Consider the following 25,239-nt stretch of genomic DNA (forward strand, 5'->3'; position numbering starts at 1 on the left):
GGCAGAGAGGGGAAAGTGTGATCCCCGGCCAAAAGTGGCCGGGGAGGAGAGGGGAGGTTAGTGCGCGCGGCCCTGCTCGATACCGACGCCGGTTTGCGAGCGGATAAACTGGGCGCGGAACAGCTCGCGCTCGCGTTTGCCCGCTTCGGTATTGTCGGTCGCCGAGAAGACCCAGATGCCGATAAAGGCCACGGCAATCGAGAAGAGCGCCGGGTATTCATACGGGAAGACCGGTGCGGCATGGCCGAGGATCTGCACCCAAATAGTCGGGCCGAGCACCATCAAAATCACCGCCGTCAGCAGGCCAAGCCAGCCGCCAATCATCGCGCCGCGCGTGGTCAGTTTCGACCAGTACATCGACAGCAGGATAATCGGGAAGTTACAGCTTGCGGCGATAGAGAAGGCCAGCCCCACCATAAAGGCGATGTTCTGATTCTCGAACAGAATGCCCAGCAGAATAGCCACCACACCGAGGATCAGCACGGTGATTTTCGACACCCGCAGCTCCTGGCGCTCCGTCGCCCCTTTGCGGAAGACGTTGGCGTAGAGATCGTGCGACACCGCCGAAGCGCCCGCCAGCGTCAGGCCTGCGACCACCGCCAAAATGGTGGCGAAGGCGACGGCAGAGATAAAGCCGAGGAACAGGTTGCCACCCACGGCATCGGCGAGGTGCACCGCCGCCATATTGTTGCCGCCAATCAGCGCGCCCGCCGCATCTTTAAACGCCGGGTTCGCGCCGACCAGCATGATGGCACCAAAACCGATGATAAAGGTCAGGATGTAGAAGTAGCCCATAAAGCCGGTGGCGTAGAGCACGCTTTTACGCGCTTCCCGCGCATCGCTGACGGTAAAGAAGCGCATCAAAATATGCGGTAAACCGGCAGTACCGAACATCAGCCCAAGGCCTAACGACAGCGCCGATATCGGATCTTTCACCAGCCCCCCAGGGCTCATGATTGCATCGCCTTTCGGGTGCACCGCCATCGCTTCGCTAAACAGGTTATTGAAGCTGAAGCCGACATGTTTCATCACCATAAAGGCCATAAAGCTGGCACCGAACAGCAGCAGCACGGCTTTGATGATCTGCACCCAGGTGGTGGCGAGCATGCCGCCGAACAGCACATACATCACCATCAGCACGCCAACCAGCACCACCGCGATATGGTAGTTCAGGCCGAACAGCAGCTGGATAAGCTTGCCCGCGCCGACCATCTGCGCAATCAGGTAGAGCGCCACCACCACCAGCGAACCGCAGGCAGAGAGAATACGAATCGGCCCCTGCTTCAGGCGATAGGAGGCGACATCGGCAAAGGTGTAGCGCCCGAGGTTACGCAGCCGTTCGGCAATCAGGAAGAGGATGATCGGCCAGCCGACGAGGAAGCCGAGGGAGTAGATCAGCCCGTCGTAGCCGGAGGTGTAGACCAGCGCCGAGATGCCGAGGAACGAGGCGGCAGACATAAAGTCACCGGCAATCGCCAGCCCGTTCTGGAAACCGGTGATATTGCCGCCCGCCGTATAGTAATCATTGCGCGAACGGACGCGTTTTGAAGCCCAGTAGGTGATGTAGAGGGTCAGCACGACGAAAATCAGGAACATGATTATCGCCTGCCAGTTGGTTGGCTGGCGCTGCACCGCGCCGGTAATGGCATCAGCGGCATTTGCCGCCAGCGGAAGTGTGGCGGCAAGCGCCGTCAGGACTCTCTTCATGGCGCTTTTACCTCGCTCAGTACCGCCCGGGTCAACCGTTCAAACTCACTGTTGGCGCGCCAGACATAGACCGCTGTCAGCACGAACGAAATCAAAATCACGCCGATACCAATCGGGATGCCGCGCGTGACGGTGGTGCCCGCATGCAGCGGCGTGCCGAGCCAGTGCGGGGCAAAAGCGATAAGCATGATAAAGCCGACGTAGATAATCAGCATGATGATGGATAAGAGAAAGGCAAACCGTTGCCGTTTTTCAACTAACTCCCTGAAATGCGCACTGTTTTCTATCTGCTGATAAAGGTCATTCATCGCAGGTCTCCAGAGGTTTATAGGGGCTTTCTTTGCCGGATGGCGACGCAACGCCTCTTATCCGGCCTACAACCCGCAGGGGGCTTATGTAGGTCGGATAGGGCATCAGCCGCCATCCGGCGTAATGATTATCTTCAAAGCCAGCCGGATAACGACGTCCAGCGCATCCGGCCCAGGGTTACGACGGCATCGTAATGGACTGCTTCTCTTCGAGCAGTTTCTCCACTACGCCCGGATCGGCGAGAGTTGAGGTATCGCCGAGGTTGCTGGTATCGCCAGCGGCAATCTTGCGCAAAATACGGCGCATGATTTTGCCGGAGCGGGTTTTCGGCAGCGAGTCGGTCCAGTGCAGCACATCCGGCGTCGCCAGCGGGCCAATCTCTTTACGCACCCAGTTCCGCACATCGGTATAGAGCTCTGGCGACGGCTCTTCGCCGTGATTGAGCGTCACGTAAGCGTAGATCGCCTGGCCTTTGATATTGTGCGGAATACCGACCACCGCCGCTTCGGCGATTTTCGGGTGCGACACCAGCGCCGACTCAATTTCCGCCGTGCCGAGACGGTGGCCGGAGACGTTCAGCACGTCGTCCACGCGCCCGGTGATCCAGTAGTAGCCATCTTCATCCCGGCGCGCGCCGTCGCCGCTGAAGTACATATTTTTAAAGGTAGAGAAGTAGGTCTGCTCGAAGCGATCGTGATCGCCAAACAGCGTCCGCGCCTGGCCCGGCCACGAGTCGGTGATCACCAGGTTGCCTTCGGTCGCGCCCTCAAGCGCGTTACCTTCGTTATCAACCAGCGCAGGCTGTACGCCAAAGAAGGGGCGCGTGGCGGAACCGGCCTTCAACTGGGTTGCGCCGGGCAGCGGGGTGATCATAAAACCGCCGGTTTCTGTCTGCCACCAGGTATCCATCACCGGGCATTTGCCATTACCGATTTTCGACCAGTACCACTCCCACGCTTCCGGGTTGATCGGCTCGCCGACGGAACCCAAAATACGCAGCGAAGAGCGGTCGGTGCCGGTAATCGCTTTATCCCCTTCCGCCATCAGGGCGCGGATCGCCGTCGGCGCGGTGTAGAGGATATTGACCTTATGCTTATCGACCACCTGACTCATGCGCGCCGGGGTCGGCCAGTTCGGCACCCCTTCAAACATCAGCGTGATGGCACCGCAGGCCAGCGGGCCATAAAGCAGGTAGCTGTGGCCCGTTACCCAGCCGACATCCGCCGTACACCAGTAGACGTCGCCCGGATGGTAATCAAAAACATATTTAAAGGTGGTCGCGGCATAAACCAGGTAGCCGCCGGTGGTGTGCAGCACCCCTTTCGGTTTGCCGGTCGAACCAGAGGTGTAGAGGATAAAGAGCGGATCTTCCGCGCCCACTTCCACAGGCTGATGCTCATCGCTGGCAGTAGCGGTTAAATCGCTCCACCAGAGATCGCGCCCTTCATGCCACTCAATATTGCCGCCGGTGCGCTTGAATACCACCACATGTTCAACGCTCTTCACGTTGGGGTTTTTCAGCGCGTCATCGACGTTCTTCTTCAGCGGGATCGCGCGCCCGGCGCGGACGCCCTCATCGGCGGTGATCACTAAGCGCGAGCTGGAGTCGATAATTCGCCCGGCAACCGCTTCCGGCGAGAAGCCGCCGAAAATCACCGAGTGGACTGCGCCAATACGCGCGCAGGCGAGCATCGCTACCGCCGCTTCCGGCACCATCGGCATATAGATCGCCACCACATCGCCTTTTTTAATGCCCAGATCCACCAGCACGTTGGCAAAGCGGCAGACATCGCGGTGCAGTTCGCGATAGGTAATGGTTTTGCTCTGGCTGGCGTCATCGCCTTCCCAGATAATCGCCGGCTGGTCGCCGCGCTCGGCGAGATGGCGATCGAGACAGTTCGCGGCCAGATTCAGGGTGCCATCCTGATACCAGTTGATGGAGATATTGCCGGGCGCGAAAGAGGTGTTCTTAACGGTGGTGTAGGGTTTCATCCAGTCGAGGATTTTGCCCTCTTCGCCCCAGAAGGTCTCCGGGTCGCTAACGGACTGCTGATATTTGGCTTCATACTGCTGTGGATCGATCAGGCAACGCTCCGCAATGTTCGCGGGAATATCGTGTTTATGTATTTGGCTCATGGCGGTTGCTCTCCTTGTAAGATGTTAATAATATGTCACAAGAACGTTAATTGTAGGGCCTTTGCCTGCTTTGTTTATTATTTGCGCGATAGATCACGCATTAGGCAACGCAACTGCAAATCGGCAAAACCGTTTGTGCCGAACCTGAAAGGCGCTAAAAAGCACGCGGAGAGAGAAATTTCCTTCATAACAGTACGTTATGGAATAAGGCGATTTGATTACTCCGCTATTCGCTGGATAAAAGGTGAACAAGCGTAAGCACCTGAAAATAAACCACTGAACCAATAGGCTATTAATAATTTTTGTCATGGATTATTCACTCTTTAAATAGAAAATCGCAGTGGAAATTTCGGTGTGGGATCGGTTGTACGACATTTCTGATGATTAAAAAGTGCGCAACCGAACAATTTCAGTGTATTAATTTCCAAAGTTAAATATTGGAATTACGCAGACTGAAAAGTTTTTTATAACAAGTAGTTATTTTTCATAACTGGAATAAAAGACGGTTTTTCCTTAAAAAATCAGTCAAACCCCCTCCCGCTATAGGGTTGCGCGTTACACCTTGCAAATGGTACTGATAATGCGCGTTAAAAACCCCCGCAATACCGTGCAACGCAAATCATACCCTTTCAGTATGTGTCGTTCCTGTGCATGGAATGGCGCTTCATTGAGGATGTCTGTAGTGATGAAAAATATGAAAATCAGCCTCGCCTGGCAGATATTGCTGGCTCTGGTGCTGGGTATTCTTCTGGGTAGTTACTTGCATTATCAGAGCGACAGCCGTGAATGGCTGATTGCGAATTTCCTGTCTCCGGCGGGCGATATCTTTATTCATCTGATCAAAATGATCGTGGTGCCGATTGTCATCTCCACGCTGGTGGTGGGTATTGCAGGCGTTGGCGATGCGAAGCAGCTTGGTCGAATTGGCGCGAAAACCATTATCTATTTCGAAGTGATCACTACGGTTGCGATTGTGCTCGGCATTACGCTGGCCAACGTCTTCCAGCCGGGCTCGGGCATTGATATGTCGCAGCTGGCAACGGTGGATATTTCGAAATACCAAAGCACCACCGCGGACGTGCAGAGCCACGCTCACGGTCTGATGGGAACCATCCTGTCGCTGGTGCCAACCAATATCATCGCGTCGATGGCGAAAGGCGACATGCTGCCGATCATCTTCTTCTCGGTGCTGTTTGGCCTGGGTCTCTCATCGCTGCCGGCAACGCACCGCGAGCCGCTGGTAACCGTCTTCCGCTCCATTTCCGAAACCATGTTTAAAGTCACCCATATGGTGATGCGTTACGCGCCGGTTGGCGTCTTCGCGCTGATTTCGGTGACGGTCGCCAACTTTGGTTTCGCCTCGCTGTGGCCGCTGGCGAAGCTGGTGATCCTCGTTTATGTCGCAATCATCTTCTTTGCGCTGGTGGTGTTAGGCCTGGTGGCGCGCGTCTGCGGGCTGAGCGTTTGGACCCTAATCCGCATCCTGAAGGATGAGCTGATTCTGGCTTACTCCACCGCCAGTTCGGAAAGCGTGCTGCCGCGCATTATCGAAAAGATGGAAGCCTACGGCGCGCCGCCGTCCATCACCAGTTTCGTGGTGCCGACCGGGTACTCCTTTAACCTCGACGGCTCGACCCTTTACCAGAGCATCGCGGCAATCTTTATTGCCCAGCTTTATGGTATCGACCTCACTCTGTGGCAGGAGATCGTCCTCGTGCTGACGCTGATGGTGACCTCGAAAGGCATCGCCGGTGTGCCGGGCGTATCGTTTGTGGTGCTGCTGGCAACCCTTGGCAGCGTCGGTATTCCGCTGGAAGGGCTGGCGTTTATCGCCGGTGTTGACCGTATCCTCGATATGGCGCGTACCGCGCTGAACGTGGTCGGCAACGCGCTGGCGGTGCTGGTGATCGCCAAGTGGGAACACCAGTTTGACCGCAAAAAAGCGCAGGCCTACGAGCGCGAAATGCTGGGCAAATTTGATAAAACCGCCGGGCAGTAACCGGCGTACGCTCCCCGGTGCGTGTGCGTCGGGGAGCGTTTCTTCTCTTCGCGGTCGCGAAAACGACGCGCCTCTCATTTCTCCACCTCCCTCTCTCCAACTCATTGACACCCTTTATGTAAATGCCATGCTGATGCCTTCGAACCGGCAGAAGGATGGACGCAATTATGGTTTCGCGTAAAGCGGATGATGATCAGAGCGGTGCGGCCTTGCGCCGCGTGCGGCTGGACGATATCGCGACCCGTTGCGGCACCTCGCTTAGCACCGTCTCGCGCGCGCTCTCGGGCGAGAAGGGTGTAAGCGAGACGCTGCGCGCCCGCATTCAGGAGGTCGCTCGCGCCATGCGTTACACACCGGCCCAGGAGATTGGCGGCACGCGTATTGTGCTGGCGGTGTCGCAGGCGGCGATGCTCGATTACAACCGCTATCAGTTCAGCTGGTATGTGTTGCAGGGGTTAAAAGAGCGGGCAAAAGTGCTCGGCGTCGAGCTAACGACCCATGCTCTGAGCGGCCAGGATGACCCTGCGTTGCAGGCTTTGCTGAGCGAGCCCGATATCGGCGGCGTGCTGGCGTTAACGGTGGATGACCCCGGTTTTCTCACCGCCGTGGCCGGGCTGCGCAAACCGGCGGTGCTGGTCAATAGCGAAGATCCGTTGATGCGCCTCTCCAGCGTGCTGCCCTGCAACCGCTCTGCCACCCGCATGGCCTGCGACTATCTTATTGCCCACGGGCACCAGCATATTCTGTTTCTTACCCATCCCGGTCGGCGCACCATTGCGCAGCGGGAAGAGGGGTGGCGGGAAGCGATGCGCGATGCGCACCTCTCCTGCGACGAGGGCGATATTCTTACCGTGACCGACTGGCTGCCGGAGCTGGCTGAGCAGGCGGTGATGGCGTGGTTTGCGAAGGGGAAACACCCGCATACCGCGATTTTGTGCGCCAATGATTCGCTGGCGCTGGGGGCGATGCAGGGGCTGACAAAACTGGGCATCGGCGTGCCGGAGGCGGTGTCGGTGGTCGGCATGAACGATCTGCCGCAGGCGGAGTTTGCTTCCCCGGCGCTGACCACGGTGCATCTGCCGGTGCAGGAGATGGGCACGCTGGCGCTGGAGCTGTTGCAGGATATGATTGCCGGCAGCGTTGAAACCCCGCGGCGGATTGAGCTGGCCTGCACGATGGTTGAGCGTCAGTCGGTAGCAAAACGGGGCGCCGAAGCAGCCCCGTTTTAAGCGCGAGCGGGTTAATCGAATTTCGCCCGCTCCATTTTTGGCACCAATAGCAGGTACATCACGCCCCAGGCGACCAGATAGGCGACAGAGCTGATGGCAAAAAGCGCCCAGTAATTGCCTGATGACTCCAGCACGGCACCAATAACCGTTGAGAAAATCACGCTGCCGATCATGCCGAAGGTGCTGCCAATCCCGACCACGGAGCCGACCGCCGCATTGGGGAAGAGATCGGAAACCGAGGTCAAAATATTGGCCGACCAGCCCTGGTGCGCGGCCGCCGCCAGACCGACCAGCGCCACCGCTGCCCACAAATTATCGACCTGGGTGGCGGCAAAAATCGGCGTCACCAGGCAGGCGCAAATCAGCATCGTGGTTTTACGTGCTTTCGCCGCGCTAAAGCCCATATTCATCAGTTTGCCCGGCAGCCAGCCCGCGCCAAGACTGCCAACAATCGCAAACAGGTAGATCACGATCAGCGGTAAACCTAAGCCCTCCATATTCAGCCCGCGCGACTCGTTAAGCCACTTCGGCAGCCAGAAGAGGAAGAACCACCAGATCGGGTCGGTCAGCATCTTGCCGAGGGCAAACGCCCACAGCTGGCGATACTTCAGCAACTGCGTCCATTTGATGGCGGAGACATTTACCGCCTCCTCTTTATCCTGGCGGATCCACGTCAGCTCTTCCTGGGTGGCTTTATCGCTCGCCTTACCAAAGGCTAAAAACCACGGGATCAGCCAGACAAAGCCAACGCCGCCGAGGATCAGAAACGCGCCGTGCCAGCCGTAATGAATGGCGATAAAGGGGATCAATGCCGGTGAGATCACCACGCCAATGTTGACCGCCACGCCAAGAATACCGGTCGCCAGCGTGCGCTCTTTTTTCGGGAACCAGTCGGAGATCACTTTCATCGCCGCCGGGAAGTTAGCCGCTTCGCCCAGCCCCAAAATCACGCGCACAATCATAAAACCGACCACGGTGCCGACCACCGCGTGCAGCATGGCGGCGGCGCTCCACACCACCATCGCGATGGCGTAGCTGATGCGGGTGCCGAGCTTGTCGATAATGCGCCCGCACACCAGCGTGCCGATGCCGTAAGCAATGGTGAAGGCATTCACCAGCCAGCTATATTCGATCTGCGTCCAGCCGATATCCTTTTGCAGCATCGGTGCCAGCAGGCCGAGGATCTGCCGGTCCATATAGTTGACCGTGGTGGCAAACACCAGCATTGAGCAGATCACCCATCGGTAGTTGCTTTTCGGCTTCGCCACCGCCCGGGCGGGGTTGTGGATCGCATTCGGGTTAACGTCGTTTTGCGCCGCCGCCTGTGGGCTGCGCGCCTTATCAATTTGCGTTTCCATAAACTGTCTCCCGACCCGCACGGTCGCCCGCCGGGTCGTTACGCGCCAGAGGGATTAGAGAGTGAGTTCGCGGCTTTCGCCATCAACGGTCCACGTCGCCGGGTCGAGTGTGCGCCCCTGCGCCTGCACGCGTCCGTCGGCATAAAACAGCACCTCACCGTAATTCGCATCGCGCACGTGCAGCGTGCCGTCGCCCCGCGTTTCAACCTGCAAATCAGCAAAGTGGCTGGCAAATTGCGCCAGCGTGGTGAGTGCGGGATCGTCGTTGAGGCGGATCAGCCAGCAGGTTTCGCGCCCGGAGAGGCGCACTTCGCACTCGCGGGTCGGGCCGCCATCGACCACCTCAAAAGGCCGGTTGCCGGTCAGCTGCACCATGCCTTCACCACCGCGCAGCAGAATGCGCGCCGCATCGATCTGTTTTTCATCAAAGGCGCTCTGCGGCAGCCAGGCGTGGGTAAAGTCCGGTTGCCCGTCATGGGTGTTAAAGAGGACCACTGCCAGGCCGCGATACTGCTGCACGCGCGGCAGCGTGCCGCACCCGCCCCAGTACGAGGGGCGACCAAACCCGCCGTGCAGGGTTTCGCCGGGGTGATTGATCCACATCTGCGCTTCAGGGCGGTCGCCGATACGCAGGTGGATCGGCGTCTCCTGATATCCCCATTCGCCCCAGCGATAGCCGGCAATCGAGCCCATCGCCGCCTGGCGTGTTTTGTAGTGATAGAGACGAGCGATGCGGTTTGCGCCCTGGGCGAAACACCACTCCAGCGCGCTATCACCCTGCCAGACGGCAACCTCGGCCAGTTCCGGCGCCAGCGACAGTTTTTGCTGGCGCAGCAGCAGCGCAATTTGCGGCAGGGCGTGGAAGCGGCAGCCGTAGTTGCCTTTGCCCCACAGCAGGCGGGAGAGGGCAGATAGCTCCAGCGAGCGTCCGGCGCGTAAGGTGTATTCGTAGGAGCGCCCCTGCGAGGCGGTAAGCGTTCCCTGGTGGGCAGAACGCGCAATCTGTTCTAATAAACGGGCGATCGCGCGCTGGCTGCGGGCAACGATTTCAGCATCGTCCGCCAGCGCGGCGAGCGCGGTTAACCCTTTTAAATCAATCGGGAAATAGGGTGCCGAGTTCCACTCCGCCATTTCGCACTGCTCGAAATGATCGAGCCATGCCAGCACGCGCGTGCGCCCAGCGTCGGCCTGCTCCCGCCCGCTTCTACCGCTGCGCGCAAAGGTGCTGTCGGCAAAGAAGCTACCCGCCAGATACGCGGCGGTGTGAAACAGCAGGGCGTGGTTTTCGGAGAAGTACCACTGCACATCATTGCCCGGCTCATCCATCCAGTAGCGGAAGTTGAGGATCGCATGATCGATTTTCGCCCGCGTCCCGGCGGCGATCTGCTCGCCCCAGGCGATACGGCACCACAGCAGCGGCACAAGGGTGAAATCTGCGCAGTCATGACACGCTTCGACCGAGGGCAGCACCCCTTCAAGCATCGCGTGGGTCTGCGCGTCATTCATATGACAGGCCAGCCGCGCCAGCGCTTTAACACTGCTGTATTCGCCCCGGGTCGCCACATAGTGCAGCGCTTCGTCGATGCGCGCCTGCGGAGTAGTGGGCACCTGCGCCTGCTGTTCGGCGTGGCAGATCTCCACCCCCAGCGTGCGGGTGATGCGAAAGCCTGCTTTCTCTAAGCTGATAACAAAATTGCGGAAATCGGCGGGCAGCGCTTCGCTCTGCGCAATCTCCACCTCCGTTTCGCCTTTTTGCAGCGTTGCCGAAAGTTCGACTGGCTTGTCTAAGGAGATAAAATCCCCCACCACGCGAATGGCGAGATGCAGGGTCTCCGCTGCCGGTTGCGGGAAGCGCAGACGCACCGGGCCGGAAGTGTAGGTCGCCTGATCAAAGGAGATGCCGTCGAGCAACTGCTCCATATGACGGGTCATCTCACCGTCCACCGGCGTCGGCAGCGCAATGTGCAGCGGCGCGCCTTGCAGATAGTCGAGTTGAAAGAAGAAGCGAATATCGCGCTCGGCCAGATCGTCAAACCAGATGGCAATCTCGTTTAACCCGGCGTTCAGCGTAACCGTAAATTCAAATACGCTCTCAAGGTTGCGCTGGTAATCCGCCTTCCACGCCACCTCGTTGCCATTCACCGAAACGACCGCCGCCCCGCAGGTGGTCAGCCGAAAGGTGTGCTCGCCGGACTGCTCTGCCACAAGGTGACTTTTTGCCAGCGCGCCGACGCGCGTTGGGCGAAACCAGAAGCCGGAGAGATCGACGCGATCCGAGCCAAACGGAAACCACCACGTTGTCATTGCGGTCTCGCCAAATGGCGTCGGCTTTTTGCCAGCGAAATCGCGCTGAAATTCCGTGCGGCACGGGTAGGTGTGGGGAATAAAGTTTTTATGTTTACTTAAAAAGAAAAAGGGATCCATTTCGCCCTGCATTGGCTGGTCAGCAACATCATAGGGCAGGGAAGAAATGGGCGATAATTGCCAGTAGCGCACGGCGTTATTTATCGCGAGTGGAAAATAACAATAATTATTTTGCGGCGTTGTCATTATTTTCTCCAGGTACAGAGCTGTTGTTTTATTTATTTTCTGTCAGACGCAGACCTTCGCTGAGGCATAAAATTGCCAGCGCCTGGCCGTAGCCCGTCGGTTGTAATGGAATATCCTTATAAAATTGCAGGTTTCTGCCCATGCGCGTGCCGTAGGAAACATTGTGTACGGTGCCGCGGCTATCAATATTATTTTGCACCGCGGCCAGCGCTTTTAATCCCGCCGCTTTCCAGCGCGCATCGCCAATGCCGAGCCGTGCGCCTTTTAACAGCCCGTAACCAAACCCGGCGGTGGCGGAGATCTCTTCATAGGAGTCGGGGTGATCGAGCAGGGTGTGCCATGCGCCGCTCTCCGCTTGCAGATCGAGCAGGGTGTTAACCTGCGCTTTCAGACACTCAAGCAGGTAATCGCGCACGCCGCCGCCAAGATCGGTAAGTTCAATAAACTCCAGAATGCCGACGGTGATCCAGGCGTTACCGCGCGCCCAGCGGGCATTGGCGAAGTTGCTCTTTTCCGCGAAGCTCCAGCCGTGAAACCACAACCCGGTGTGCGGATCGTTAAGATAGCGGGCGTGGAGCAGGAACTGGCGCACGGCTTCATCCACCAGCTCCTGACGGCCGGACACGGTGCCGTAATGGCCGAGAAACAGCACCACCATAAATAGCGTATCGTCCCAGATCTCCTGCTCGTTGATGCCGTCGGAAACCACATGTTGAAAGCCGCGCTCCGGCGTGCGCGGCAATTCGCTCATCACGCGATCGGCCCAGGCATCCAGCACCTGCTGATAGCGCGGGTTACGGTGATGAGACCAGAAGAGCGACAGCGGCAGCATCGGCGCGGTGGTGTTGATATTAAGCGGCGGTAACCCTTTGGCGATATTCTCCTCAAACCAGCGGTCGATTTGGTTATAAATGTCATCCCGGCGCGTAAATTCCCACAGCCTGACCATGCCAAATAACCCGACGCCCTGCGGCCACTCCCAGCTGGTAAAGGAAATATAATCCCCAGGCGTGCCGTCGAGATTGGGCTCATTAAATTTCCCTTCATCTTTTAATGAGGTGAAGCCCAGCAATAATAAATTTAATTGATCACTTAATGTGCGTATTTGCATATTTAATCCCACGCTGAAAATTATTTTATGCGTTGATTAAATCACTTTGATTTTTTAATGCGCAATACGAAAAAATTTTGCGTTTTTGAATTGTGAGCCATGCGATGATTCTTAAGTGAGGAGCTTTACAGGAATGAAAGATAAAACAACAGGTTAATGAAATAATGTTTTAACTTTGTATGAAGGGCGCAAAAATTTTGCGTGCAGGGGTGAAAAGCAAAAAAAACGGGGGCATTTGCCCCCGCTTTTCTCAACCCATCGCGCTTTCGCGCAGCCGGGTTTTCAGCTTGCTGTACTCATCAATGACATACTGCTCGGCGGCGCGCTGATCGGCGATCGGCTCAATGCGCACTGCGCAGTATTTATACTCCGGCGTTTTGGTTATCGGGCTTAAGTTCTCCGTCACCAGCTCGTTACAGGCCCCGATCCACCACTGGTAGGTCATATACACCGCCCCTTTATTCGGGCGATCGCTCACCTGCGCGCGGGTGATGATTTTGCCTTTGCGCGAGTTAACCCACACCAGCGCTTCATCTTCAATGCCCAACCTTGCGGCGTCGGCCGTGTTGATCTGCGCATAGCCCGGTTCATCCGCCAGTGCGGCGAGCGCGGCACAGTTGCCGGTCATCGAGCGGCAGGAGTAGTGGCCCACTTCGCGCACGGTGGAGAGCACCATCGGGTACTCTTCGGTCAGTTTATCCATCGGCGCGACCCAGTCGCAGGTGAAGAACTGCGCCTTGCCGTTCGGTGTATCGAACTGCTCCTTAAACAGATACGACGTGCCCTGATCGGCCTCTGACTCATCGCGACATGGCCACTGGATGTAGCCCAGCTCACCCATTTTTTCGTAGGTGGCGCCGTAGAAGTCCGGGCAGAGATGACGCAGCTCGTCCCAGATCTCCTGCGTGTTGCGATAGTGCATCGGGTAGCCCATGCGGGTGGCGATCTCGCTGATGATTTGCCAGTCCGTTTTCAGATCCCACTTCGGCTCGACGGCTTTAAAGAAGCGCTGGAAGCCGCGATCCGCTGCGGTGTAGACTCCTTCATGCTCGCCCCATGAGGTAGAGGGCAGGATGACATCCGCCGCGGAGGCGGTTTTGGTCATAAAGATATCCTGCACAATTACCAGTTCCAGACCCTCAAACGCTTTACGCACCGCCGACAGCTCGGCGTCCGTTTGCAGCGGATCTTCGCCCATGATGTAGGCGGCGCGCACTTCGCCGTGCTCCACGCGGTGCGGCAGTTCGCTGATGCGGTAGCCGGTATGTGCCGGTAAGCTCTCCACCCCCCAGGCTTTGGCAAACTTCTCGCGGTGGGCTTCTTCTTTCACGTACTGGTAGCCCGGGAAGGTGTCCGGCAGCGCGCCCATATCGCAGGCACCCTGCACGTTGTTCTGCCCGCGCACCGGGTTGACGCCAACGTGCGCTTTGCCAAGGTTGCCGGTGAGCATCGCCAGGCTGGTCAGCGAGCGCACGGTCTCCACGCCCTGATAGAACTGGGTAACGCCCATGCCCCAGAGGATGGCGGCGGTTTTCGCCCTGGCGTACATGCGCGCGGCCTGGCGAATCTGCTGGGCGCTGATGCCGGTCACCTCTTCAACCGACTCCGGCGTATAGCCTTCAACGATCTTGCGGTACTCCTCGAATCCTTCGGTGCGGCTGGCGACAAAACCCTCGTCGTAGAGTTTTTCCTCAATAATCACATGGCCCATGGCGTTCAACAGGGCAATGTTAGAACCGTTTTTCAACGCGACATGCAGATCGGCAATGCGCGCGGTTTCAATTTTACGCGGATCGCAGACGATGATTTTCGCCCCGTTTTGCTTCGCGCGAATCACATGATTGGCGACGATCGGGTGCGAATCCGCCGGGTTGTACCCAAAGATAAAGACTAAATCGGTGTTATCGATTTCGTTGATGGCATTACTCATCGCGCCATTACCGACCGACTGGTGCAGACCTGCAACCGAGGGGCCGTGTCAGACACGCGCGCAGCAGTCAACGTTATTGGTACCAATAACGGCGCGCGCGAATTTTTGCATGATGTAGTTGGTTTCGTTGCCGGTGCCGCGCGATGAGCCGGTGGTCTGGATCGCATCGGGGCCATATTTTGCTTTGATCTCGCTCAGACGGCTGGCGACATAATCAAGCGCCTCGTCCCAGGAGACCGACTCCAGTTTGCCGCCGCGCTGGCGGCGAATCATCGGGGTTTTCAGGCGAGGCGTCAGGATCTGGGTATCGTTAATGAAATCCCAGCCGTAATAGCCTTTCAGGCAGAGGGTTCCCTGGTTGGTTTTCCCCTGCGCTGCTTCCGCCCGAACGATTTTGCCGTTATCGACCACGAGGTGAATCTTGCATCCCGAGGCGCAATACGGGCAAACCGTGACGACTTTTTCCATCACTTTCGCTCCAGTTAAAAATTGCGTTTCCGCTGTCGCTCCCGGTTATGCATCTTTTATGCCATCGCAATGCAGAGGGGCGTGAGGGGATATTACGGCGCAAATCCAGGCAAAATAGTGACGAAGCGCAGTCCATCGTCAAATGTGACGTGTCGAAAGGCGAAGGGGATGTGACCGCGCTTAAAAAATCAGCATTTATTCACTGCATTTATTAAAGGCAGCCAACAGAATAGATAAGAGTGAGCAAAGCGAGCCTGTGGAAGCGAATAATGAAACCTGCGATCCTGGTAGTAGATGACGATACGGCGGTATGTGCGCTGCTGGAGGATGTGCTGAGCGAGCACGTCTTTACGGTTCATCTTTGCCATAACGGACTGGATGCGATCACGCTCTGCGCGCAGCATCCTGAGATTGCGTTGGTGCTGCTGGATATGGTGCTGCCCGATATCAACGGCCTGCGCGTGTTGCAGCAGTTGCAGAAGATCCGCCCTGCGTTGCCGGTAGTGATGCTGACGGGGATGGGCAGCGAAGCGGATGTGGTGGTCGGCCTGGAGATGGGCGCGGATGACTATATCGGTAAACCCTTTAACGCCCGCGTGCTGGTGGCGCGCGTCAATGCCGTGCTGCGCCGCACCGGCGTGCTGGCTGCCGAAGCAACTGTGGAGAAAAGCAGCGGTTTTGCGTTTAACGGTTGGCATCTTGACCCGATACGTTGCGAATTGATCAACCCGCAGCAGCAGGTGGTCGATTTAACGCAGGGGGAGTACAGCCTGTTGCTGGCGTTGGTGCAAAACGCGCGGCGCGTGCTGAACCGCGAGCAGCTTTTAACCCTGACGCACAGCGAAAGCGTGGAGGTATTTGACCGCACCATCGATGTGTTGATTATGCGCCTGCGGCGCAAGATTGAGGTCAATCCGCATCAGCCGGCGCTTATCAAAACGCTGCGCGGCCTGGGATATGTGTTTGCCGCCGATGTCGCGCACGGTGAGAAGGCGGCGTAGGGGGTAGTTTTTGCCGGATGGCGCTGCGCCTTATCCGGCCTACGCCGTTCCAGCAACAGAGAATCTCATTCGTAGGCCCGATAAGCGCAGCGCCATCGGGCATGCGGTGCCGCATTGAGCACATCGCCGGATGGCGGCTACGCCTTATCCGGCCTACGCCGTTTCAGCAACAGCGAATCTCATTTGTAGGCCCGATAAGCGCAGCGCCATCGGGCATGCGGTGCCGCATTGAGCACACCGCCGGATGGCGGCTACGCCTTATCCGGCCTACGCCGTTCCAGCAACAGCGAACCCCATCCGGCACCCGTCACCCGTTACCCTTTCATCCACATGCGGATGCCGTCGAGGAACATCTGCGTGGCGAGCATCACCAGGATCAGCCCCATCAACCGCTCGAGCGCATTCACTCCTTTCTCGCCCAATAACCGCAAAAAGAGCGATGACTGCAACAGAATCGCCACCGTGCCGCCCCAGGCAATAAGCAGCGCAATCACTAAATGCCCCATCTGATTCGGGTATTGATGCGACAGCAGCATCAGCGTCGCCAGCAGCGTCGGGCCGGCAACCAGCGGGATCGCCAGCGGCACGATAAACGGCTCCTCGCCGGCGGGCAGGCCTGAGCTACTGCCGGTGGGGCTGGGGAAAATCATCTTGATAGCAATCAAAAAGAGAATAATGCCGCCGGAGATCGACACCGTTTCGGCGCGCAGGCTGAGGACAGAAAGAATTTTCTCGCCGGCGAAGAGGAAAATAAACATCACCAGCAGCGCAATAAGCAGCTCGCGGATCATGATCGCGCGGCGGCGTTTTGGCTCGGTGTGTTTTAACACCGACATAAATATCGGCAGGTTGCCCAGCGGATCCATTATTAATATCAACAAGACGGCGGCAGAGATGATTTCATTCATTGATTATTATTCCGGACATTTGCGGCGAAAATGGCGTGATTAGCGGCATTTCTAACGCAGTGGCGATCATTTATTAATTTCACTTGCGACTTTGGCTGCATTTTGTAATGTGGAGCGATGTCCAGTTACAGCTGGCTCGCATACACAGCACACATCTTCGCAGGAACTCGTTATGAAAAATGTTGGTTTTATCGGCTGGCGCGGTATGGTCGGCTCCGTCCTCATGCAACGCATGGTTGAAGAGCATGATTTTGACGCCATTCGCCCTGTTTTCTTCTCTACTTCGCAGCTCGGCCAGCCCGCGCCCGCGTTTGCAGGCCAGACGACCGGCACCCTTCAGGATGCATTCGATCTGGAGGCATTAAAGGCGCTCGACATCATTGTCACCTGCCAGGGCGGCGATTATACCAACGAAATCTATCCAAAGCTTCGTGAAAGCGGTTGGCAGGGTTACTGGATTGATGCGGCCTCCTCGCTGCGTATGAAAGATGACGCGATCATTATTCTCGACCCGGTAAACCAGGACGTCATTACCGACGGGCTGAATAAAGGCATCAAAACGTTTGTTGGCGGCAACTGTACCGTCAGCCTGATGCTGATGTCTCTCGGCGGCCTGTTCGCCAACGATCTGATCGAGTGGGTATCGGTCGCCACTTACCAGGCCGCATCCGGCGGCGGTGCGCGCCATATGCGTGAACTGCTGACGCAGATGGGCCAGCTGCATCACCACGTGGCTGCTGAACTGGAAAACCCGGCCTCTGCCATTCTCGATATTGAACGCAAAGTAACGGCGCTGACCCGCAGCGGCGATCTCAGCACCGAGAACTTCGGCGTGCCGCTGGCCGGCAGCCTGATCCCGTGGATCGACAAACAGCTCGATAACGGCCAGAGCCGCGAAGAGTGGAAAGGGCAGGCGGAAACCAACAAAATCCTCAATACCGCGTCAGCCATTCCGGTTGATGGCCTCTGCGTGCGCATCGGCGCGCTGCGTTGCCACAGCCAGGCCTTCACCCTCAAACTGAAAAAAGATGTCTCCATCCCGACCATCGAAGAGCTGCTGGCGGCACATAACCCGTGGGCGAAAGTGGTGCCGAACGATCGTGAGATCTCAATGCGCGAGCTGACGCCTGCCGCCGTCACCGGCACGCTGACCACTCCGGTTGGCCGTCTGCGCAAGCTGAACATGGGCCCGGAGTACCTCTCCGCCTTTACCGTCGGCGACCAGTTACTCTGGGGTGCCGCAGAGCCGCTGCGACGTATGCTGCGCCAGCTGGCGTAGAACAATCCTCCTTATAAGGGTGCTTCGGCACCCTTTTTTTTGATCTTTTTAAATGAAATTAAAAGATGGGCGTTTATTTTCCCAGAAGTCTGAAAGCGTTGGCTATGCTTTAGGCTGGGTGTCTTACATTTTGCCTGAAAGTGGAACGGAGCATCAGATTGCACATGACGTGCGGCACCGTTCAGGTTCAAAAGAGTATCGCAACCGCACGCAACGGCGGTGGAAGAGGCGATAACACAACAACAGGATGAGAACCATGTCTGTTCATGTTGATAAAGACGTGATTAATGCGCTTATTGTCGGCCATTTTGCCGATCCATTTTCTGTTCTCGGAATGCACCGTACCGATGCGGGTCTGGAAGTTCGCGCGCTTTTACCCGACGCCACGGAAGTATGGGTGATTGAAACCAAAACCGGGCGTAAAGTGGCAAAACTGGAGTGTATCGACTCCCGCGGCTTTTTCAGCGGCATCGTGCCGCGCCGCAAAAATCCCTTTAATTATCAGTTTGCCGTCTTCTGGCACGGCCAACAGAATCTGATTGATGACCCTTACCGTTTCGGCCCATTAATCCAGGAGCTGGATGCCTGGCTGCTGAGTGAAGGCACCCATCTGCGTCCCTATGAGACCCTGGGTGCCCACGCCGATACGATGGATGGCGTCGTCGGCACGCGTTTCTCCGTCTGGGCACCGAACGCGCGGCGCGTGTCGGTGGTCGGTCAGTTCAACTTCTGGGATGGCCGCCGCCACCCAATGCGCCTGCGCCGCGAAAGCGGTATCTGGGAGTTATTTATTCCCGGTGCGCTCAACGGCCAGCTCTATAAATTTGAATTACTCGATGCGAACGGTCATTTGCGCATCAAATCCGACCCTTACGCCTTCGAAGCGCAGATGCGCCCCGACAGCGCCTCGCTGATTTGCGGCCTGCCGGGTAAAAAAACGCAGAGCGAAGAGCGCAAGCAGGCGAACAATTTCGATGCGCCTATCAGTATTTATGAAGTGCATCTCGGCTCCTGGCGACGCCATACGGATAACAACTTCTGGCTTAGCTACCGTGAGTTAGCCGACCAACTGGTGCCTTACGCCAAGTGGATGGGCTTTACCCACCTTGAACTGCTGCCGATCAACGAACATCCGTTTGATGGCAGCTGGGGTTATCAGCCTACCGGGATGTATGCGCCAACGCGCCGTTTCGGCACCCGCGACGACTTCCTGCACTTTATCCACACCGCGCACGCCGCCGGTCTTGGCGTGATCCTCGACTGGGTACCGGGCCACTTCCCGTCCGATGATTTTGGTCTGGCAGAGTTTGACGGCACACACCTCTACGAGCACAGCGATCCGCGCGAAGGGTATCACCAGGACTGGAATACGCTGATTTACAACTATGGCCGCCGGGAAGTGAGCAACTACCTGGTCGGTAACGCGCTCTACTGGATTGAACGCTTCGGCATTGATGCGCTGCGCGTCGATGCGGTGGCGTCGATGATCTACCGCGACTACAGCCGCAAAGAGGGCGAGTGGGTGCCGAACGAATACGGCGGCCGCGAAAACCTTGAAGCGATCAAATTCCTGCGCGACACCAACCGCATTATCGGCGAGCTGGCACCGGGCGCGGTGACGATGGCGGAAGAGTCGACGGATTTCCCCGGCGTCTCGCGCCCGCCATCAGGCGGCGGTCTTGGCTTCTGGTACAAGTGGAACCTTGGCTGGATGCACGACACGCTCGATTACATGAAGCTCGATCCGATCTACCGCAAGTATCACCACCACAAGCTCACCTTCGGCATGGTCTACAACCACACCGAAAACTTTATTCTGCCGCTCTCCCATGACGAAGTGGTACACGGTAAGAAGTCGATTCTCGATCGTATGCCGGGCGACGCGTGGCAGAAGTTTGCCAACCTGCGCGCCTATTACGCCTGGATGTGGGCCTTCCCCGGCAAAAAACTGATGTTTATGGGCTGCGAGTTTGCCCAGGGCCGCGAGTGGAACCACGACAGCAGCCTCGACTGGCATCTGCTGGAAGGCGACGACAACTGGCACCACGGCGTACAGCGCCTGGTGCGCGATATGAACACCCTCTACCGTCACCATAAGCCGCTGCATGAAATGGACTTTGACTCCTACGGCTTCGAGTGGCTGGTAGTCGACGATGAAGAAGCGTCGGTGTTTGCCTTTGTCCGCCGCGATAAAGCGGGCAACGAAATTATCGTCGTCAGCAACTTTACGCCGGTCTCGCGCCAGGGTTACCGCCTCGGTATTAACCAGCCGGGACGCTGGCGCGAAGTGTTGAACAGCGACTCGATGCACTACCACGGCAGCAACACCGGCAACGGTGGCCTGGTGCAGAGCGACGAGATTGCCAACCGCGGACGTGACAACTCGCTGCTGCTCAACCTGCCGCCGCTCGGCACCATCTGGCTGGTGCGGGAGGGGGAATGATCTCCCTGACGGCTGGCTCCGCGAGCCCGCTCGGCGCAGAAGTGCAGAGCGGGGGCGTCAACTTTAGCCTCTTCTCAGCCCATGCTGAGCGCGTGGAGCTGTGCCTGTTCGACGCTGAGGGCAATGAGCAGCGCGTCGATCTCCCGGCGCGCACGGGCGATATCTGGCACGGTTTTCTTCCCGGCGCGAAAGCAGGCCAGCGCTACGGTTACCGGGTGCATGGCCCGTGGCAACCGACGCAGGGGCACCGCTTTAACCCGGCGAAACTGCTGCTCGATCCCTGCGCACGGCGCGTAGAGGGTGAGGCGGTAGATAGCCCGCTGTTCTACGCCGGTTTTGACCAACCCGATCCCCACGACAGCGCGCCTCTCGGCTTACGCAGCGTGGTGGTCAACGACAACTTTGACTGGGAAGGGGATAAAGCGCCGCGCACGCCGTGGGGCAACAGCGTCATTTATGAAGCCCATGTCAAAGGGCTGACCTGGCTGCATCCGGACATTCCGCACGAGATCCGCGGTACCTATAAAGCGCTGGCGCATCCGGTGATGATCGCCTGGTTTAAACAGCTGGGCATCACCGCCCTCGAACTGCTGCCTATTGCTCATTTTGCTCACGAGCAGCGCCTGCAACGCCTCGGGCTGAGTAACTACTGGGGCTACAACCCGCTGGCGCTTTTTGCGCTGCATCCGGCTTACGCCCACGATCCTGAGCAGGCGATTAACGAGTTCCGCGCGGCGGTGAAAGCGCTGCACGCGGCGGGCATCGAAGTGATCCTCGATATCGTGCTTAACCACAGCGCTGAGACGGACCTTGCAGGCCCGACCTTCAGCCAGCGCGGAATCGACAACCGTAGCTACTATTGGATCAGAGAAGATGGCGATTACCACAACTGGACCGGCTGCGGTAACACCCTCAATTTGAGCCAGCCTGGGGTGGTGGAGTATGCCCACGCCTGCCTGCGCTACTGGGTCGAGACGTTTCACATTGACGGCTTCCGCTTTGATCTTGCTCCGGTAATGGGGCGCACGCCGGAATTTAACCCGCAGGCACCGCTCTTTGCGGCAATCCAAAACGATCCGCTGCTGCGGGATTTGAAGCTGATTGCCGAGCCCTGGGACATCGGCGAAGGCGGCTATCAGGTGGGGAATTTCCCCGCGCCTTTTGCCGAGTGGAATGACCATTTCCGCGACGCCGCGCGCCGCTTCTGGCTAACGGAGTCACTGCCGATGGGGGCTTTTGCCGGGCGCTTTGCCGCCTCCAGCGATCTCTTTAAGCGCAACGGACGCCTGCCGTCGGCGACGGTCAACCTGGTGACAGCCCATGACGGTTTTACGCTGCGTGACTGCGTCAGCTTTAACCACAAGCACAACCAGGCGAACGGGGAAGATAACCGCGACGGCACTAACGATAACCACAGTTTCAACCACGGCGTCGAAGGGCTGGACGCCAGCGCCGATGTGATGGCGCGTCGGCGCGCAAGCCAGCATGCGCTGCTGGCGACGCTGCTGCTTTCGCAGGGGACGCCGATGCTGCTGGCGGGCGACGAGATGGGCCACAGCCAGCACGGCAACAATAACGCCTACTGTCAGGATAACGCGCTGACCTGGCTCGACTGGCGCCAGGCGGATCAAGGGTTAATCGACTTTACTGCTGCGCTTATCAAAGCGCGGTCGCACATCGCCGCGCTGACGGACGATGCGTGGTGGGAAGAGGGCGACGGCAACGTCGCCTGGCTTAATCAGCATGGGCGGCCATTAACGCCGCAGGAGTGGCAGGAGGGGGCGCCTCGCCTGCAAATCCTGTTATCGGATAACCACTTACTTGTGATGAACGCCACCTCTGAATTGGCGGAAATAGCGTTACCGACCGGCGACTGGCATGCCCTGTCGCCCTTTGCCGGAGAAGAGAATCCGGTGGTGATAACTGTCTGGCAGGCACCAAAGCACGGCGTGTGCCTCTTTCAGCGGTCAGATAAACGGAGTCAGTCATGGTGAGATTAGATAAGAACGACCCTACAATGTTGGCGCGCCAGCTGCCGTTAAAATCCGTCGCCCTGATTCTGGCGGGTGGACGCGGCACACGCCTGAAAGATTTAACCAAAAAACGCGCCAAGCCCGCCGTGCACTTCGGCGGTAAATTCCGCATCATCGACTTTGCGCTCTCCAACTGCATCAACTCAGGCATCCGCCGCATCGGCGTTATCACCCAGTATCAGTCCCACACGCTGATTCAGCACATCCAGCGCGGCTGGTCTTTCTTCAACAACGAGATGAACGAGTTTGTCGATCTGCTACCTGCCCAGCAGCGCGTTCACGGTGAAAACTGGTATCGCGGCACCGCCGATGCGGTCACGCAGAACCTCGATATTATTCGTCGCTACGGCGCGGAGTACATCGTCATTCTGGCCGGTGACCATATCTATAAGCAGGACTACTCGCGCATGCTGCTCGACCACGTTGAGAAGGGCGCGCAGTGTACGGTGGCCTGTTTACCGGTGCCAGTGCATGAAGCCACCGCGTTCGGCGTAATGGCGGTCGATGAGAACGACAAAGTGATAGACTTCGTCGAGAAACCCTCCAATCCGCCGAGCATGCCGGGCGATGAGACCCGCGCGCTCGCCAGTATGGGCATCTATATTTTTGACGCTGAGTATCTCTACGATCTGCTGGAAGCGGACGATAAAAACGAAAATTCCAGCCACGATTTCGGTAAAGATATTATTCCGCAAATCGTCAAATCCGGTATGGCCTTCGCCCACCCTTTCCCCTTGTCCTGCGTGCAATCCGACCCGAATTCCGAGCCCTACTGGCGCGATGTCGGCACGCTGGAAGCCTACTGGAAAACCAACCTGGATCTGGCCTCGGTCATGCCCGAACTGGACATGTACGATCAAAACTGGCCTATCCGTACCTATAATCAATCATTGCCGCCGGCGAAATTCGTGCAGGACAGATCCGGTAGCCATGGCATGACGTTGAACTCGCTGGTTTCCGGCGGCTGCGTTATTTCAGGATCGGTTGTTGTGCAGTCGGTGCTTTTCTCCCGCGTACGCATCAACTCATTTTGCAATATCGACTCGGCGGTTCTGCTGCCTGATGTTTGGGTCGGGCGCTCTTGCCGCCTGCGCCGCTGCATTATCGACAGAGCCTGCGAGATACCGGAAGGCACGGTGATTGGCGAAAACGCAGAAGAAGACGCACGCCGCTTCTACCGATCGGAAGAGGGCATTGTGCTGGTTACGCGCGAAATGCTGCGCAAATTACAAGGTTGAAAGCACCACTTACATCCTTGCGCGGAAGGGGTCCGCGTGCTGTTTTTCCGTGAACGGCAACGCGAGCCGAACGGTTTTGACAGGAGCGATAATGCAGGTTTTACATGTATGTTCTGAGATGTTTCCGTTGCTGAAGACCGGTGGTCTGGCGGACGTGATTGGCGCGCTGCCCGCGGCACAAATTGCCGATGGGGTAGATACGCGCGTTCTGCTGCCTGCGTTCCCGGATATTCGCCGTGGTGTAACCGACGCAAAAGTGATCTCCCGCCGCGATACCTTCGCCGGCAAGATCTCTCTGCTCTTCGGCCACTTCAACGGGGTGGGGATCTACATGATCGATGCGCCGCACCTCTATGAGCGCCCCGGTAGCCCTTACCATGACACTAACCTGTTCGCCTACACCGATAACGTGCTGCGTTTTGCGCTGCTCGGCTGGGTAGGCAGTGAAATGGCCTGTGGTCTCGATCCTTTCTGGCGGCCGGACATTGTGCATGCGCACGACTGGCACGCCGGGCTGACGCCAGCGTATATGGCGCTGAAAGACCACTCGGCGAAATCGGTGTTTACCGTGCATAACCTTGCCTACCAGGGCATGTTTTATGCGCAGCATATGGATGACATCGATCTGCCATGGTCTTTCTTTAACATGCACGGGCTGGAGTTCAACGGCCAGATCTCCTTCCTGAAAGCGGGACTGTACTACGCGGATCACATCACCGCCGTCAGCCCGACCTACGCGCGGGAGATCACCGAACCGCACTTTGCCTATGGGATGGAAGGGTTACTGCGCCAGCGCCAGAAAGAGGGCCGCCTGAGCGGTATTCTCAACGGCGTTGACGAGAAGATTTGGGACCCGGCAACTGACCTGCTGCTCGGCGCGCGCTACACGCGTGACACGCTGGAGGAGAAGGCGGAGAACAAACGCCAGTTGCAGATCGCCATGGGGCTGAAGGTGAACGACAAAGTGCCGCTGTTTGCGGTGGTGAGCCGTTTGACCAGCCAGAAAGGGCTCGATCTGGTGCTGGAAGCGCTGCCCGGTTTGCTGGAGCAGGGCGGTCAGTTAGCGCTGCTTGGCGCGGGCGATCCGGTGCTGCAGGAGGGTTTCCTCGCGGCAGCGGCAGAGCACCCCGGCCAGGTAGGGGTGCAGATTGGCTACCACGAAGCCTTCTCGCACCGCATTATGGGCGGCGCGGATGTGATTCTGGTGCCGAGCCGCTTTGAGCCGTGCGGGTTAACGCAGCTGTATGGTCTGAAATATGGCACCCTGCCGCTGGTACGACGCACCGGCGGGTTAGCCGATACTGTCTCTGACAGCTCACTGGAGAACCTCGCCGACGGCGTGGCCAGCGGGTTTGTTTTTGAGGACAGCAACGCATTAGCGTTGCTTCGCGCGATTCGTCGTGCTTTCGTATTGTGGTCCCGTCCTTCGCTGTGGCGTTTTGTTCAGCGCCAGGCAATGGCAATGGATTTTAGCTGGCAGGTCGCAGCGCAGTCATACCGCGATCTTTACACTCGGTTGAAATAGTTTTCCAGGAATCAC

The 25,239-nt window shown here is 57.8% G+C and carries 16 protein-coding genes; 8 read left to right on the top strand and 8 right to left on the bottom strand.

All coding sequences use genetic code 11. The annotated features are described in order from the left end of the window. Nucleotides 1–57 precede the first annotated feature (57 nt). The 3 genes from actP to acs form a co-directional block, all read right to left on the bottom strand. A complete protein-coding gene (actP, locus tag ACWPW2_RS00580) occupies nt 58–1,707 on the bottom strand; it encodes a cation/acetate symporter ActP (protein WP_333871967.1) in 1,650 nt (549 codons plus the stop codon). Next, the gene (locus tag ACWPW2_RS00585) at nt 1,704–2,015 is read right to left on the bottom strand and encodes a DUF485 domain-containing protein (protein WP_054803074.1); all 312 of its coding nucleotides are present in this window, start codon (nt 2,013–2,015) and stop codon (nt 1,704–1,706) included. The genes actP and ACWPW2_RS00585 overlap by 4 nt, the downstream gene beginning before the upstream one ends. A 178-nt stretch (nt 2,016–2,193) precedes the next feature. Further along, a complete protein-coding gene (acs, locus tag ACWPW2_RS00590; protein WP_288881638.1) occupies nt 2,194–4,152 on the bottom strand; it encodes an acetate--CoA ligase in 1,959 nt (652 codons plus the stop codon). Between the two features lie 685 nt (nt 4,153–4,837). On the opposite strand from acs, the gene gltP reads away from it, so the two are divergent. Together gltP and ACWPW2_RS00600 are read left to right on the top strand one after the other, a co-directional pair. Then, nucleotides 4,838–6,151: a glutamate/aspartate:proton symporter GltP gene (gene gltP / locus ACWPW2_RS00595; protein ID WP_192869610.1), complete on the top strand. Its 1,314-nt coding sequence runs from the start codon at nt 4,838–4,840 to the stop codon at nt 6,149–6,151. Between the two features lie 155 nt (nt 6,152–6,306). Further along, nucleotides 6,307–7,380 carry a LacI family DNA-binding transcriptional regulator gene (locus ACWPW2_RS00600; RefSeq protein WP_454121266.1) on the top strand — a complete coding sequence of 358 codons (1,074 nt, stop codon included), beginning with the start codon at nt 6,307–6,309 and terminating at the stop codon, nt 7,378–7,380. 11 nt (nt 7,381–7,391) lie between these two features. Here ACWPW2_RS00600 and ACWPW2_RS00605 read toward each other — a convergent pair whose 3' ends face one another. The 4 genes from ACWPW2_RS00605 to fdhF all read right to left on the bottom strand — a co-directional run bounded on the left by ACWPW2_RS00605 (nt 7,392) and on the right by fdhF (nt 14,797). Beyond that, nucleotides 7,392–8,738 (bottom strand): MFS transporter, encoded by a 1,347-nt coding sequence (locus tag ACWPW2_RS00605; RefSeq protein WP_094192994.1) that lies wholly within the window; start codon nt 8,736–8,738, stop codon nt 7,392–7,394. 54 nt (nt 8,739–8,792) lie between these two features. Then, nucleotides 8,793–11,288, bottom strand: a complete 2,496-nt coding sequence (locus ACWPW2_RS00610; RefSeq protein ID WP_454121267.1) for a hypothetical protein — start codon at nt 11,286–11,288, stop codon at nt 8,793–8,795. A 28-nt stretch (nt 11,289–11,316) separates the two neighbouring features. After that, nucleotides 11,317–12,399: a beta-galactosidase BglB gene (bglB, locus tag ACWPW2_RS00615; RefSeq protein ID WP_454121268.1), complete on the bottom strand. Its 1,083-nt coding sequence runs from the start codon at nt 12,397–12,399 to the stop codon at nt 11,317–11,319. Nucleotides 12,400–12,649: 250 nt separating this feature from the next. Then, nucleotides 12,650–14,797, bottom strand: a complete 2,148-nt coding sequence (gene fdhF / locus ACWPW2_RS00620) for a formate dehydrogenase subunit alpha (RefSeq protein ID WP_454121269.1) — start codon at nt 14,795–14,797, stop codon at nt 12,650–12,652. A 269-nt stretch (nt 14,798–15,066) separates the two neighbouring features. Between fdhF and ACWPW2_RS00625 the strand changes: the two genes are divergently transcribed. Beyond that, nucleotides 15,067–15,798, top strand: a complete 732-nt coding sequence (locus ACWPW2_RS00625) for a response regulator (protein ID WP_454121270.1) — start codon at nt 15,067–15,069, stop codon at nt 15,796–15,798. Between the two features lie 314 nt (nt 15,799–16,112). Here the strand turns inward: ACWPW2_RS00625 and ACWPW2_RS00630 are convergent, their stop codons facing one another. Then, nucleotides 16,113–16,706: a YhgN family NAAT transporter gene (locus ACWPW2_RS00630; RefSeq protein ID WP_023478474.1), complete on the bottom strand. Its 594-nt coding sequence runs from the start codon at nt 16,704–16,706 to the stop codon at nt 16,113–16,115. 172 nt (nt 16,707–16,878) lie between these two features. On the opposite strand from ACWPW2_RS00630, the gene asd reads away from it, so the two are divergent. From asd to glgA, 5 genes are all read left to right on the top strand, one after another. Continuing rightward, nucleotides 16,879–17,985 carry an aspartate-semialdehyde dehydrogenase gene (gene asd / locus ACWPW2_RS00635; protein WP_042712708.1) on the top strand — a complete coding sequence of 369 codons (1,107 nt, stop codon included), beginning with the start codon at nt 16,879–16,881 and terminating at the stop codon, nt 17,983–17,985. 256 nt (nt 17,986–18,241) lie between these two features. After that, the gene (gene glgB / locus ACWPW2_RS00640) at nt 18,242–20,428 is read left to right on the top strand and encodes a 1,4-alpha-glucan branching enzyme (protein ID WP_200134513.1); all 2,187 of its coding nucleotides are present in this window, start codon (nt 18,242–18,244) and stop codon (nt 20,426–20,428) included. Beyond that, nucleotides 20,425–22,422, top strand: a complete 1,998-nt coding sequence (gene glgX / locus ACWPW2_RS00645; RefSeq protein WP_454121271.1) for a glycogen debranching protein GlgX — start codon at nt 20,425–20,427, stop codon at nt 22,420–22,422. The genes glgB and glgX overlap by 4 nt, the downstream gene beginning before the upstream one ends. Beyond that, on the top strand, nt 22,416–23,699 hold the full coding sequence (gene glgC / locus ACWPW2_RS00650) for a glucose-1-phosphate adenylyltransferase (protein WP_094419145.1): 1,284 nt from the start codon (nt 22,416–22,418) through the stop codon (nt 23,697–23,699). The genes glgX and glgC overlap by 7 nt, the downstream gene beginning before the upstream one ends. A gap of 91 nt (nt 23,700–23,790) precedes the next feature. Further along, on the top strand, nt 23,791–25,224 hold the full coding sequence (gene glgA, locus ACWPW2_RS00655; protein ID WP_023478535.1) for a glycogen synthase GlgA: 1,434 nt from the start codon (nt 23,791–23,793) through the stop codon (nt 25,222–25,224). The last annotated feature ends 15 nt before the right edge of the window (nt 25,225–25,239 follow it).

Source organism: Kosakonia sp. Marseille-Q7440 (genome assembly GCF_965119485.1).